14 protein-coding genes are annotated in these 14,114 nt (G+C 35.8%); 11 read left to right on the top strand and 3 right to left on the bottom strand.

The window, feature by feature from the left end; genetic code table 11:
• The first annotated feature begins 3 nt into the window (after positions 1–3).
• From DM800_RS10425 to speB, 3 genes are all read left to right on the top strand, one after another.
• On the top strand, positions 4–1,167 hold the full coding sequence (locus tag DM800_RS10425) for an MFS transporter (protein WP_060487953.1): 1,164 nt from the start codon (positions 4–6) through the stop codon (positions 1,165–1,167).
• Between the two features lie 186 nt (positions 1,168–1,353).
• Entirely contained in the window at positions 1,354–2,181 is an 828-nt protein-coding gene (gene speE, locus DM800_RS10420; RefSeq protein ID WP_000424696.1) for a polyamine aminopropyltransferase, read from the top strand.
• 218 nt (positions 2,182–2,399) lie between these two features.
• The gene (gene speB, locus DM800_RS10415) at positions 2,400–3,272 is read left to right on the top strand and encodes an agmatinase (RefSeq protein WP_001209823.1); all 873 of its coding nucleotides are present in this window, start codon (positions 2,400–2,402) and stop codon (positions 3,270–3,272) included.
• A 264-nt stretch (positions 3,273–3,536) separates the two neighbouring features.
• Here the strand turns inward: speB and DM800_RS10410 are convergent, their stop codons facing one another.
• Positions 3,537–4,574 carry a PTS sugar transporter subunit IIC gene (locus DM800_RS10410; RefSeq protein ID WP_063223914.1) on the bottom strand — a complete coding sequence of 346 codons (1,038 nt, stop codon included), beginning with the start codon at positions 4,572–4,574 and terminating at the stop codon, positions 3,537–3,539.
• Positions 4,575–4,808: 234 nt separating this feature from the next.
• Between DM800_RS10410 and DM800_RS10405 the strand changes: the two genes are divergently transcribed.
• Positions 4,809–5,171: a YxeA family protein gene (locus DM800_RS10405; RefSeq protein ID WP_063223913.1), complete on the top strand. Its 363-nt coding sequence runs from the start codon at positions 4,809–4,811 to the stop codon at positions 5,169–5,171.
• Positions 5,172–5,196: 25 nt separating this feature from the next.
• Here the strand turns inward: DM800_RS10405 and DM800_RS10400 are convergent, their stop codons facing one another.
• Complete coding sequence (locus DM800_RS10400) at positions 5,197–6,183, bottom strand: S66 family peptidase (protein WP_147786827.1); 987 nt, start codon at positions 6,181–6,183, stop codon at positions 5,197–5,199.
• Positions 6,184–6,385: 202 nt separating this feature from the next.
• Here DM800_RS10400 and DM800_RS10395 point away from each other — a divergent pair, with 202 nt between their 5' ends.
• The 5 genes from DM800_RS10395 to DM800_RS10370 all read left to right on the top strand — a co-directional run bounded on the left by DM800_RS10395 (position 6,386) and on the right by DM800_RS10370 (position 10,373).
• Entirely contained in the window at positions 6,386–6,823 is a 438-nt protein-coding gene (locus DM800_RS10395; RefSeq protein WP_000414868.1) for a YwiB family protein, read from the top strand.
• Complete coding sequence (argS, locus tag DM800_RS10390; RefSeq protein ID WP_147786826.1) at positions 6,823–8,493, top strand: arginine--tRNA ligase; 1,671 nt, start codon at positions 6,823–6,825, stop codon at positions 8,491–8,493. Before DM800_RS10395 ends, argS begins: the two co-directional genes overlap by 1 nt.
• 396 nt (positions 8,494–8,889) lie before the next feature.
• Positions 8,890–9,417: an RNA polymerase sigma factor gene (locus tag DM800_RS10380; RefSeq protein ID WP_147786824.1), complete on the top strand. Its 528-nt coding sequence runs from the start codon at positions 8,890–8,892 to the stop codon at positions 9,415–9,417.
• Positions 9,404–9,718, top strand: coding sequence for a hypothetical protein (locus DM800_RS10375; RefSeq protein ID WP_063223909.1), 315 nt, complete (start codon positions 9,404–9,406; stop codon positions 9,716–9,718). Before DM800_RS10380 ends, DM800_RS10375 begins: the two co-directional genes overlap by 14 nt.
• A complete protein-coding gene (locus tag DM800_RS10370; protein WP_147786823.1) occupies positions 9,702–10,373 on the top strand; it encodes an anti-sigma factor in 672 nt (223 codons plus the stop codon). The genes DM800_RS10375 and DM800_RS10370 overlap by 17 nt, the downstream gene beginning before the upstream one ends.
• Before the next feature lie 26 nt (positions 10,374–10,399).
• Here the strand turns inward: DM800_RS10370 and DM800_RS10365 are convergent, their stop codons facing one another.
• A complete protein-coding gene (locus DM800_RS10365) occupies positions 10,400–10,774 on the bottom strand; it encodes a hypothetical protein (RefSeq protein ID WP_063223907.1) in 375 nt (124 codons plus the stop codon).
• A 1,685-nt stretch (positions 10,775–12,459) separates the two neighbouring features.
• Between DM800_RS10365 and DM800_RS10355 the strand changes: the two genes are divergently transcribed.
• Together DM800_RS10355 and DM800_RS29590 are read left to right on the top strand one after the other, a co-directional pair.
• Positions 12,460–13,950: a collagen binding domain-containing protein gene (locus tag DM800_RS10355; RefSeq protein ID WP_255446965.1), complete on the top strand. Its 1,491-nt coding sequence runs from the start codon at positions 12,460–12,462 to the stop codon at positions 13,948–13,950.
• A partial coding sequence (locus DM800_RS29590) for a Cna B-type domain-containing protein (protein WP_255446964.1) occupies positions 13,934–14,114 on the top strand: 181 nt, incomplete at its 3' end. The genes DM800_RS10355 and DM800_RS29590, both read left to right, overlap by 17 nt.

Below are 14,114 nucleotides of genomic sequence, written 5' to 3'. Positions count from 1 at the left end.
AAAATGGAGAGCAAACAAAAATTAGGGAGATTGATTACAGTGGTGGCTACCTTCCTTGCTTTTTCGGGTATAGGGGTAGTCGACCCAATCTTACCAAGTATTGCTGAGCAAATTGGTGCATCGCATTGGCAAGTAGAGATGTTATTTACAGCATATATTTTAACGATGGCAATTATGATGTTACCAGCTGGAATATTCGCATCAAGATTTGGTGATAAACGAATGATGACGATCGGTCTTGCGATTGTAACTGTATTTGCGTTTATATGCGGTATATCGCAAACGATTGCCCAATTATCTATTTTCCGCGCGGGGTGGGGATTAGGAAATGCGATGTTCTTCGCAACGGCGATGACATTATTGATTGCATTAAGTAAAGAAGTTCATGAAGCAGTAGGACTATATGAAGCAGCTATCGGTTTAGGGATGGCAGGAGGACCGTTATTAGGCGGGATATTAGGTGGACATTCTTGGCGTTACCCATTTTTTGCGACGAGTATTTTAATTTTCTTAGCATTTATTTTAGTTTTCTTTTTTGTAAAAGAACCGGAGCGAAAAGTGAAACGTAAAGCGGCAGGCGTAGGGGAATTACTTAACCTAGTGAAATATAAACCGTTTATGCAAGGTGCGATTTCAGGAATGTTATACTACTACGGATTTTTCGTTGTGCTAGCATATTCACCACTTATTATGCATTTATCTGCTATTCAATTAGGGTTTGTATTTTGCGGATGGGGATTAGCGTTAGCTTATGGTTCTGCAATTTTGGCTCATAAGCTAGAAGGGAAATATGAACCGAAAGCATTGTTGAAAGGTAGTTTACTCGTATTTGCCCTTTTCTTAATCGCACTATTTTTCGTGAAAGTTATGTGGTTACAAATTGTATTAATTGTTCTATCGGGATTAGCATCTGGGTTAAATAATGCATTATTTACAAGTTATGTAATGGATATTTCACCTTATGAAAGATCTGTTACATCAGGTGTTTATAACTTCGTTCGTTGGTTAGGTGGCGCAATTGCTCCAATCTTATCAGGAATCATCGGCCACACTGTTTCACCGCAAAGTCCGTTTTTAGTCGGTGGAATTGTTGTGTTAGTCGGTTGTGTAATGATTTTAATTCCGGTTCGAAAGCCGGTAGAAGTAGAGACAAAAGCCCTTTCTTAAGAAAGGGTTTTCTTTCCTATTACAAGGCAATCCCTTTTCGTACATATGTTAGAACCCTCTGACTAAAATATATTTTCGGTATTTTTGTACTTTTAACTATACTTTTTGGATGTTTTGTTTTATTTTTGTTAGGGGACATTAATGATGTCCCTATTATAAATTTGCATTGAAAGGCGTGATTGTACGATGGAACTATGGTTCACTGAAAAACAAACAAAACATTTTGGGATTACGGCGCGTATTAACCGCACATTACATACGGAGCAAACAGAATTCCAAAAACTTGATATGGTTGAAACGGAAGAGTTCGGAAACATGCTTATTTTAGATGGCATGGTTATGACAACAGAAAAAGATGAGTTCGTTTATCATGAAATGGTAGCGCACGTACCTTTATTTACACATCCAAACCCTGAAAACGTATTAGTTGTAGGTGGTGGCGATGGCGGTGTTATTCGTGAAGTGTTAAAACACCCAAGCGTAAAGAAAGCAACTCTTGTTGAAATCGATGGAAAAGTAATTGAGTACTCTAAACAATACTTACCATCAATTGCAGGCGCATTAGATAATGAGCGTGTAGAAGTAAAAGTAGGAGACGGTTTCCTACACATTGCAGAAAGCGAAAATGAATATGACGTAATTATGGTAGATTCTACTGAGCCAGTAGGACCAGCAGTAAATCTATTTACAAAAGGCTTCTACGCTGGAATCTCTAAAGCGTTAAAAGAAGATGGTATTTTCGTTGCACAAACGGACAACCCTTGGTTCACACCAGAACTAATTACAACTGTGTTTAAAGACGTAAAGGAGATTTTCCCAATTACTCGTTTATACACAGCGAACATTCCAACTTACCCAAGTGGTCTTTGGACGTTCACAATTGGATCTAAAAAACATGATCCATTAGAAGTGAGTGAAGAGCGTTTCCACGAAATCGAAACGAAATACTACACAAAAGAATTACACAATGCAGCATTCGCATTACCGAAATTTGTTGGCGATTTAATTAAGTAAGAGCGTTAAATTGAAATAAATAAAGTGTAAGTGACTCATTTAAGGTGTTTGTCTAGAAGGCTTGAACATGCTAGTTACTTACACTGCTACAAATGAAGTAGTCTTCTTGTAAGAAAAAGAAGGCACAGGTAAATCGAGAAAGAGGAGTTATAGGCTCCAAATTTGAGAAATAATGAAAGGTTGGGATACCTTAAGTTCCACACAAGGAGGAAAAGAGTATGCGTTTTGATGAAGCTTATTCAGGTAAAGTATTTATTAAAAGTCATCCAAGTTTTGAAGAGTCAGAGGCAGTTATTTACGGGATGCCAATGGATTGGACAGTAAGCTACCGTCCAGGTTCTCGTTTTGGCCCTGCACGTATTCGTGAAGTGTCAATCGGTCTTGAAGAATATAGCCCATATTTAGATCGTGAACTAGAAGAGGTAAAATATTTTGATGCGGGTGATATTCCATTACCATTTGGAAATCCACAGCGTAGCATAGACATGATTGAAGAGTATGTATCAAAACTTTTAGATGCCGATAAGTTTCCACTAGGTCTCGGCGGTGAGCACTTAGTGTCTTGGCCAATTTTTAAGGCAATGGCAAAAAAATATCCGGATTTAGCAATCATCCATATGGATGCTCATACTGATTTACGTGAATCGTATGAAGGGGAGCCTTTATCCCACTCTACACCTATTCGTAAAGTGTGCGATTTAATTGGTCCGGAAAACGTATATTCTTTCGGTATTCGTTCTGGAATGAAGGAAGAATTCGAATGGGCAAAAGAAGTAGGTATGAACTTATATAAATTTGACGTATTAGAACCGTTAAAAGAAGTATTACCGAAACTTGCAGGACGCCCAGTTTATGTCACAATCGACATTGACGTATTAGACCCAGCTCACGCTCCAGGAACAGGAACGTTAGAAGCTGGAGGTATCACATCTAAAGAATTATTAGATTCCATCGTGGCAATTGCAAATTCAAATATAAATGTAGTTGGAGCAGACTTAGTAGAAGTAGCTCCTGTCTACGACCATAGTGATCAAACACCAGTCGCAGCAAGCAAATTCGTGCGGGAAATGCTGCTCGGTTGGGTGAAATAAAAGTGAAGCCGACTGTTTAGACCCGGTGACTAAGGTTCTTTCCTGCAAAAGGTGCTTTTTACCTCGAGGGAAGAAGTGAAGCCACTGATCATTCTAGCCGCTGTAGCTGGATAAAATAAGAGCCTCCTATATGATTAGGGGGCTCTTATTTTGTCGTTATGTGTCGGTAAGTCGATATATTAAAAAAATCGCTGATATAATTTCACTGGCTATCACACAACACAAAAAAGAGTTATCCTCAAACGATGAGAATAACTCTTTTTCTTATGCTACTTTTTCTTCCGAAGTAATGCCACGAATTTCATCAGCAGAACGAATTGGATATTTACGGAACAAGATTGATCCGATGTATCCAACAATCGTGGTAACGATTCCACATAATACAGCAGCAATCGTTACTTTTACAACGTCATTAAATCCGAATAAGACAAGAAGTCCTGGGATTGGTGATGCTGTTCCTGGTGCATTATTAACGAGTTGGAACAGAGATGTAATAATACCAGCAAGTGCACCGCCAACAAAGTTTGTAGCATAGATTGGGATTGGATTTGCTGAAACAACATCGGCTTGTGTTAAAGGCTCGATTGCTACAGCGATTGTGTCTTTCTTTGAACAAATTTTTAATCGTTTAAAGAAAATAAAGTTCATTGGGGCTGAGGCTGCTACGGCAAGACTACCAATTGCCATTGGTAAACCTGTTAATCCAAGCATGGCAGTTAGTGCCATAGAACTCAGTGGAGAAGTAGAAATAACTGTGATTAATCCACCAAGCATAATGCCCATAATGATAGGACTTTCTGTAGTTGCAACTGAAATCATAGAGCCGATTTTACCGAGCGTTGCGTTCACGAGCGGATCCATAAGCATTGCCATTCCGCGTGAGATTGGTGCAGCAATAAATAAAATTGCTAAAAACTCTACACCAGCTGGTAATTTTTTTTCGAGAAATTTCACGACGAAAGCACAAACGTATCCAGCGAAAAATCCTGGTAAAATACCGAATCCACTAGTAGCGATACCGATTAAAACAGCATATACAGGTGAAACACCGATTGCTAGTGCGACTAAAATTGCCGCTGCGACACCACTCATACTACCAGAAGCTTCTCCTACTGATTGTAGAAAGTCATTATGAAACATTTCTCCACCGATATAACGGTGAAATGCTTCAATAAGAAAACTTGCGATTGCTGCATTAGCTAAAGCACCCATTGCTTTCATTCCGTAAGGAGCACGGTAACTAAAAAGTGTAAATAGACAAAGTACAACAAGTAATAGTGCTAAACCTTGCAAGATAGCCATTTGAAAACTGTCTCCTTTGATTTTTGTAATAAAAATTTGTATCATTCAATAATAATATAAAAGTTCATGAAACGGAAAAATTTTTTATTGGGAAATTGCTATAAGGTGAAAATGCCTTACAATAATGTAAGGAAAGTGTAAGGTGTTTAGATAGAGTATAGTATGTCATTTTTCGTATAATACAAGTATGGATATATGACTAGGGAAAAAGAAGTGCAAACAGGAGGCGCATGTATGAAATTGGTAATTAAAGTTTTGGTTGTATTCGCCATCATTCTAGGTGGAACAGCGTACTATTTGAACACAAAAACAGAAGGTGTACATGCTTTTGTAGACAACTTCTTTTCAAATAAAGAAATACAAGATTATTATGCGGTTATAGATAAAGGTGAGAAAAAAGACGGAGATTACTTGTATACATTTAAAGGGTATACAGAAGACGGAAAGTTACAAGTTGTTAAAAGAATGATGAACCGTGAATTGCATACAGGGGCGTTTATAAAAATTTATGCAAAAGGTATGCAAGGAAAAGGGTGGGCTGAAATCCCAAAAGAGTCAATCCCACAAAAAGCGTTGCAAAAAATAGAAAAACCATAAAAGGAGCGACTTATTCGCTCCTTTTTTAGTGCGTTAAAATAGTGATAGATGTTTTTTCTTTGTTAGACATGATTTTTGCACGTCCACCAATTGGGAAAGTGAAAATTGGGGTTGTATGCCCGAAACTTGCGTTTGCAATGATAGGAATATGTGCAAGTTCAGGTTTTGAAGTAATCATTTCTTGAATGTCTTCTATCTTACATTCTGCATCTTTTTGCATCTTTCCTATAACGATGCCTTTTACGTACTCAAAATTTTGTTGCTGCATAAGGGAATGTAAATAACGATCAAAGGTTTTAAGAGTAGCTTTTCCAGTTAAGCTATCCTCCTCAAGAAATAAAATTTTATCCTGTAAATTTGGCATATATGGTGTACCTTGCAGTAAATTCAATGTGCTCATATTACCACCGATAATCTCTCCAGTTGCTTCGCCTTCGTGAATTGAAAAGTATCCTTCATTTTTAATGAAATCTCGGTTTTCCTGATCTACATACCAAGAATCATCGCTCCATGTTTCAGAGGGCAGGACTTCAATAGGCTCATTAGAAGTTAAGCATTTTAAAAAGTAATCGGTCGTATACTCGAGTCCTTTCTTCATTCCAAATGAAGAGAAATGGGGTCCTGAATATGTAACAAGTCCTGTTTTTGTGTAAATTGCATTATTTAAAGCGGTAATATCAGAATAGCCACAGAAAAACTTCGGATTTTCTCGAATTAGATCATAATTGAGATGCTTTAATAAACCATTAGAGTTGTATCCGCCAAGTGTCGTCAAAATGGCTTTTACATTAGGGTCTCCAAATGCCTCGTGGAAGTCTTGAACGCGTGAAGAAATAGAAGAGGAAGCAAATCGATCTATCTCATCAGCATATGTTGAGAATGTAACTTGAAAGCCCATGTCGGCTAATCTTTTTATAGCAAGCTTTCTGTTTTCAGTTGAGACAATACTTAAACTACAAGATGGTGAAATAACTCTAATTTCATCACCTTTTTTCAATCTTGTTGGTAGCACATAACTCACCTCTTTAAATGAAAGAATATTTAGATTTAAAAAATATTTTATCATATGAAATAAAGTGAAAGTGAATTATTTTTTGAAATGGAGTTTTCCTGATTTTTCAGCAGACAGACAGAGGTTTTTTTTGATATGATAGGAAAAGTGATTTATTATATACATTATTTAATATCTATAACATTTGAAAGGTGTGCAAGACGTGGAGAAACAACTTGCAGGCTTGCCGGTACACGTTCATTTCGTAACAGAAATCCGTGAAGGGGCGAGGAAGGAAACCGTTGCTTTTGAAGCAAATGGTCAATACTATGTAAAAGGTCAAGGTACATATGTAACATTCCAAGAGCCGAACGAACAGGGCGAAGTGAAAACAATTATTAAAATTCAAGATGAACAAGTTCTCATTATGCGTTCAGGTGCTGTTTCAATGCGTCAAACGCATGTGAAAGGTGAATGGACAACTGGTACGTACACGAGTGAACTTGGTACGTTTGCATTGCAAACAAAGACTGATAACGTTCTTTTTAAATGGTCGGATGAAAAGAAAAAAGGACAACTCTTCTTAACGTACGCATTGCTTCTAAGTGAACAAGAAGCTGGCAGATATACAATTACACTTAATTTGAAGGAGGCAAAATAATGAATTCTTTAGAACAAGTAAAAGGATTGATTAAAGAAGAAATTCAAGCTGCTGTATTAAAGGCAGAATTAGCAACAGAAGAACAGATTCCAAACGTTGTATTAGAATCTCCAAAAGATAAAACAAATGGTGACTTCTCTACAAACATGGCAATGCAACTTGCACGCGTTACGAAAAAAGCACCTCGTATGATTGCAGAAGAATTAGTTGCAAACTTCGATAAAGCAAAAGCTTCTATTGAAAAAATTGAAATCGCAGGTCCTGGTTTCATTAACTTCTACATGGATAATAGCTACTTAACAGACTTAATTCCAACAATCGTTAACGCTGGCGAAGCTTACGGTGAAACGAATACTGGTAAAGGTGAAAAAGTACAAATTGAGTTCGTATCTGCGAACCCAACAGGTGACCTTCACTTAGGACATGCACGTGGCGCAGCAGTAGGTGACACTCTATGTAACCTATTAGCAAAAGCAGGGTACGATGTATCTCGTGAGTACTATATTAATGACGCTGGTAACCAAATTCATAACTTAGCTCTTTCTGTTGAAGCTCGTTACATGCAAGCTTTAGGCCTAGAGAAAGAAATGCCAGAAGACGGATACCATGGTGCGGATATCATTGGAATCGGTAAGCGTTTAGCTGAAGAATTTGGCGATCGTTATGCAAAAGCTGATGCTGAAGAAAGCTATGAGTTCTATCGTTCATACGGTTTAAAATATGAATTAGCAAAACTTCAAAAAGACTTAGAAAGCTTCCGTGTTAAATTTGATGTATGGTTCTCAGAAACATCATTATACAAAAACGGAAAAATCGATCAGGCTCTTGCTGTATTAAAAGAGCGTGAAGAAATCTTTGAAGAAGACGGCGCAACTTGGTTCCGTTCAATGACTTACGGGGATGACAAAAACCGTGTATTAATTAAAAACGACGGTTCTTACACATACTTAACGCCAGATATCGCGTATCACCGTGATAAATTAGAGCGTGGTTTCGATAAATTAATCAACATTTGGGGCGCTGACCACCATGGTTACATTCCTCGTATGAAAGCTGCTATTCAAGCGTTAGGTTACGATAAAGAAACACTTGAAGTAGAAATCATCCAAATGGTACAACTATACCAAAACGGTGAAAAAATGAAGATGAGTAAACGTACAGGTAAAGCAGTTACACTTCGTGAGCTTATGGAAGAAGTAGGCGTGGACGCAATGCGTTACTTCTTCGCAATGCGTAGCGGTGATTCTCATTTAGACTTCGATATGGACTTAGCTGTATCAAAATCTAATGAAAACCCAGTATACTATGCACAATATGCTCATGCTCGTGTATGCAGTATTCTTCGTCAAGGTGAAGAGTTAGGATTAGCTACAGGCGGAGACGTGAACTACAAACTTGTTGCTTCTGAGAAAGAAGTAGAGTTACTGAAAAAACTTGGTGAATTCCCAGCTGTAGTTGCGGATGCAGCACAAAAACGTCTGCCACACCGCATTACAAACTATGCATTTGAATTAGCTGCAGCACTACACAGCTTCTACAATGCAGAAAAAGTATTAAACCAAGATAACTTAGAATTAAGTAAAGCTCGTTACGAATTAATGAAAGCAGTACGCACTACACTTCAAAACGCATTAGCAATCGTAGGAGTATCTGCACCAGAAAAAATGTAATAAAGAAAAGCGGAGCCGACTGTTTAGTCCCGAAGGCTAAGGTTCTTTCCCACAGAAGATGCATTTTATCTTCTCGTGGGGAAGGTTCTTAGACAGAAGGGGCTAGGAGGCAGAGCTGGACATAAAGAAAAGCGGAAGCGCTCGTTTAGAATAGGAGGGGGATGGAGCTCCTGACAGAGAGGCGTACTTTGCCTCGGAGGAAGGCGCGAAGCCACCGAGTATTCTAGCCGCTGGAGCTGGACAATTAAGAAAAGCAGAAGCGGACTTTCGTTTTTCAGTAAAAGGCAATCACACGATGTTGTGATTGCCTTTTTGTGTGGAGATAATAAAAAAATAAAATTTTATCAAACAAAAGGAGAATTTGCGTCGTCTTATATAAATGACAGGAGGTTTATGATGGCAGAAAAGGTAGAAGAATTAATTGATATATATAAGCAGCAAATATATTCCTTATGCTATAAGTTAGCGAAGACGAAAGAAGACGCGGAAGATATTTTTCAAGAGACGTGGATAAAAGTTTTTTCATCGCGGTACCAACTCTCTTACGTGGAGAATTATAAAAAGTGGATTACTACAATTTGTGTTCGTACGTTTTATGATTTTTATCGGAAAAAGAAAAGGTGGAAAGATCGTGTATTGGATTTATTTCATAAAGAAGATGGTGGAGAAATAGAGCATGCAGATGATGTGAATATATCAGAAGAATTTATTCAAAAAGTCGAAGCAGAAATGATACGAGAAGTTATACAGTTATTAAATGAAAAATATAAAACTGTGCTCGTACTCTACTACTATGAACAATATTCTTACAAAGAAATGAGTGAAATATTAAATATACCAATTGGTACGGTGAAATACTGCCTTAATTATGCGAAGAGGCAAATGCGAGAACATTTGGAGGGGTTCGTTTATGAAGGAAGATAAATTTGATCAAAAGATAAAAAGTAGTTTAGCGGGAGAGATGATTCCTAGCGAAGAGCTGATAAATAATACGAAGCAGGGCGTGCGAAAGGCTCAGAAGTTAGAGAAGAGATGGATGATTTGTATTCACGCCATTTGGATTGTTTTGTTAACAGTTGTTATAGAACAATTTGTTACTCATTTAGATAACAAAATTCCAATTATTATAGCAGTCGTTATTATGATGCACGTATACATTCAGATATATGTTGTAATACAGTCATTTTTAAAGAAGGAGTATAAATTACATGAAAGAGTTCGCTAATCCGTTTGTAATATTTGAAGTAGCTGGAGTGACAATGTTTTTAGCTTTTATAGCACTTTTAATATGTGTTGCATCATGGGTATATACAGATGCTAAAGCACATCAAATGAGTAAAGGATGGAGTGTTTTAGCGGTTATATTGCCATTCTTTATTGGGTTTTTATTATATATGGTGAGAAGAAGTAAAAAGAAAGTTGAAGGAGAATATAAGATGAATTTTGTTAAAAAACAGAAGGTAATATTAGTTGCGATATTGGCAAGTACAATGTTTGTATTACTTAGTGGTTTTACTTTTGCGCAAACGTTAGATGATGCGTGGAGAGCAGGAGATATATATTTAGAAAATGAGAAGCAAGGGGAGACAAGTTACGAGGCAAAATTCTCATCATGGGATATTGCCGGTAAAGATATTGAACTTCAGTATGAAAAGGATACAGAAGTGACATTTTCTTATGAGACAGATGCAAAACGAGGGAACTTATGCTTTAGCGTATATGAAAGACAAGGAGGAGGTATAAACGAATTAAAGGAAATTTGTGAATCGAAAAAAGGTACTTTTACAGTTACATTGAAAGCAAATGAAAAATATGTGTTTAATATAAGTGGTGTAATGGTGAAAGATGGATTTGTAAAAGTGAATTGGGAAGAGAAATAAAAGGGGCCCTGTAAAGGACCTCTTTTCTATTGAATAGTATAAGTAACAGAAAAGCTCACAGGACTGTAGTAAACGAAGGGTGCATGAAATTGAACATACATATTTCCATCCGTTTTTGCAGTGAAAATACGGCCGTAACCATCAGAATAACGTCCAATAAGATTATGATTTGAGTCATAAACACTGTAACTAGGAGTTTTACTGTTAGGTTGAATTGTTAGCTCTTGTCCCTTTTGAAGGAAAATAGGTTCTTGTTCAGAACTACCTCCAGTTTGCAAAGAATAAAATTTTGTGAAACTTTGTTCTTGAGCGGCAGCCGCAGCTTTTGTTTCAGGAATAAATGCGGTAGCACCAGTAATTCCTGCTAAAGTTAACGCACCAGCTAAAATCATTTTTTTCATAGTAGAAAAGCCTCCTTATTAGTTGTAATCGTTTTTGTTACAGTAAATATTGTATACGATAATGAGTAGGAAAAAATATGCTTTTATGCATATATATTTTTTCTCAATAAAATATCACCACTTTAAAGTAGGTGATTTTTGCTATAACTAATTGTTTTTCTTTTGGATTGACAAAAGAAGACGGATAAAGACTTTATTATATATTTTCTTTATTTTAATTAATTTATATTGAGAAATAGAAAAGTGCAACCTGAATTATTTGTATATTTTTAATGAGGATATAGATGCTATTACTTTTAGAAGAAAGGTGGCTTTTTCTGAAAAACCTAAACATATAATGTTGTGTAAATTAAGGAGAATTATATGAGGGTGGTCAACCTTAGCCAGAATATGATATGTAAAATAGGATAATCGGTTAACCTAAAGATGCCTTATAATAATGAAGTAAAAATGGGGAGCAACAATTAACTATTGATTTTTGGTAACAATTCTAGAATAATAGACTATGGAAAAAATTTGTTGTTTTTTGGGGGAATTACGAAAAAAGGCATGTCTGTATTATTTATTGATGAAATGCTAATAGGGAATGTTGTAATTGCTTTAAATCATGTTATTACAATCAAGGTAAGTGTACTTAAAATTATAATCTATCTAACAACTGAGTAGGTAATCCTCAAAACTTCTTATTTAAGGAGTCAAGGATTGGGTGCTAATCAACTTGATTTTTTAGATTCGATAAAAATAATGAGGAGATATACAACTCTTATTTTTGATTTAACATCATTTATATATATATTAATACATAAATGTATATAAGTATATATAAATATTTTATTATTCGTAAAGAAATTAAAAATTTTTAGCGGATAGATGATATGTAGGTTTATTTTAATTTTTTGACATAGCTCTAGAATCAGATCCATCAGGAGAAACCCTTTTTCTCGACACCCATTTATATACTCCAAAAATGAAAAGACTGATTCCCGTATTTCTGCAAAATTCACATGAAATCAGTTGAAAATCACAATCGTTTTTAGTTACCCCCAAACTTGTTTCACTTTATTCAGATTTGGAGAATATTTCTTTTATCTTCATAGACAAACAATACTTCGTCCGTAATATTTTAACTCGCTCCACATTTACAAGTTTTTTTGTTGGTATGCTTATTTCGACTATAACCCTTAATTTTCGTTATTTTTCAGAACGATAAGTATGGAAGTTGATAGGATGCATATTTGCTGTGAAGTAGTTAGTCTATATTTGCCCGCACTAAAATCTTTTACACATAGAATAATCATTTTATAATCCCTAAGGCACAAAAAGAAGAATGGTTGTCATGAGTTTCGTCTGGAATGCATTTTAAATCATTTTTTCCTGATTTTAAATGTATTCCAGTATCTGTCGTCTATATGTATTTATTATTTAAACTTTTTTGTCAAAGTTTATCTATGTTCCTATTAAAAAATATAGGTCAAAAGTACATAATTGTAGGCGTGTCGAAAATGTTAGATACACTTATAAAAAATCAAGTTTCAAGTTGTTAAGTAGTAGTGAAGGGGGGAAGAGAAATCATAATAGCTATTAAAAATACGTAGGTGAAATAGTTGGATAATAGAATTTTCATCATAACATGTTTGTACCAGAAACTATTTATATTTTAAATTATGAGGAGGCTAACATAAAGTATGTATTTAAAGAGAATAACTTCTATTTTTTCGATTATAATGATTTTCATGTTTACTATAGGTCAGAGTCTTTTACCTATATTAGCAAACGCACAAGAATTAAATACATTAGGACTTGTGGATAGTTTTAAGATTGATAAAACAGATCTTTCTATCGGACAACGGACTAAAGTAACTATAAACTTCAGTGAAAAAGATAGTCTTAAGCTGAAGTCTGGAGACACACTAACATTAACACTGCCTCCAGAATTAAAAGGATTAAATACAGAGTTTCTATTAGATGATTATGGTACTTGTAAAGTCACTGCAGGTACTGTGGTATGTACATTTAATGATAAAGTGAGTACACATCAAAATATTAAAGGGTATTTAAACTTTTTTGTGGAAGCTGCTAATGTAGGAACGGATGAAAAGAAAGAGATTGAAACCAATTTCGGTACAAATGTAGATAAGCAATCTGTAACAATTACCGGCCCAAGCAGTGGTGGGGGTACAGATCCTGGAAAGCCACCATTTTTTTATAAAACTGGTGATATGAACTCAGGTAAGAGCGATGAAGTACGTTGGTTCTTGAATATAAACTTGGCTAAAGAAGAGTTAAGTCGTGATATTGTTGTGACTGATAATTTACAGGAAGGTCAAACACTTAATAAGGATAGTTTCTATATAATTGTAGATGATTATATAGGTCGTCGATCTTTAACGCTACAAGAGCTTGAAAAGCAAGGTTACGGAACGATTACCTTTACTGGAGACAAATCATTTAAAGTTGTGCTTAATAAGGATAAAGCGCGTCTTGCCTCCTTTTCGATTGGTTATACATCTACTATAACGGAAGCTGGGAAGAAGCAAGAGTTTTTTAAGAATGATTATACGATTGATTACCAAGTTCTAAACAAGGAACCAGTTAATGAATCGGGTACTCATCCAGTCGAAAATATGACAGCTGGCGGTGGTGCTGAAGGTAACGTGACTCCAAAAGGAACACTAAAAATTGTGAAGCATATTGAAGGGGATGAAGAAAAAGTAATCCCAAATGTTTCGTTTAAGTTGTATAAAGAGCCTGATGAACAAGTTGGAGATGTATATAAAACAGATGAAAAAGGGATAATTGAAATCCCTAATTTACAACCAGGTAAATATTATGTGAAAGAAGTTTCAGCTCCAGACTATGTTGATTTCGATCCTCAAGCAAAAGTAATTTTTGAAGTTAAATCAGATGCTGTAAATGGAGTTAAGTTGCCAATTCCGAATAAGGTGAAAACTACATCTATTGCAGGGACGAAGACGTGGAAAGGCGATAACGAGAAAGATCGTCCAAGTTCAATCAAAGTAGAATTACTACAAAATGAGAAAGTAGTAGACACGAAAGAAGTAACAGCGGCAGATGGTTGGAAATACAAATTCGACAACCTAGCAACGTATGATGCAAATGGAGTAGCGTACAAGTATGAAGTAAAAGAACAACAGAGAGTTGGGTACACAACATAAGTATGAAGTAAAAGAACAACCGATAGATGGATACACAACAGAAGTAAACGGTTATGATATTACAAATACAAAAGTGGTACAAAAAACCAAAGTAGAAGGAACGAAAACATGGAAGGACGGAAATGCGGAAGGTCGTCCAACGATGATTAAAGTAGACTTACTAC

The organism is Bacillus sp. AY18-3, from assembly GCF_008042305.1.
Classification (GTDB): Bacteria; Bacillota; Bacilli; order Bacillales; family Bacillaceae_G; genus Bacillus_A; species Bacillus_A wiedmannii.
The sequence above is the reverse complement of the archived record's forward strand: the minus strand, read 5'-3'. Positions and strand labels throughout refer to the sequence as shown.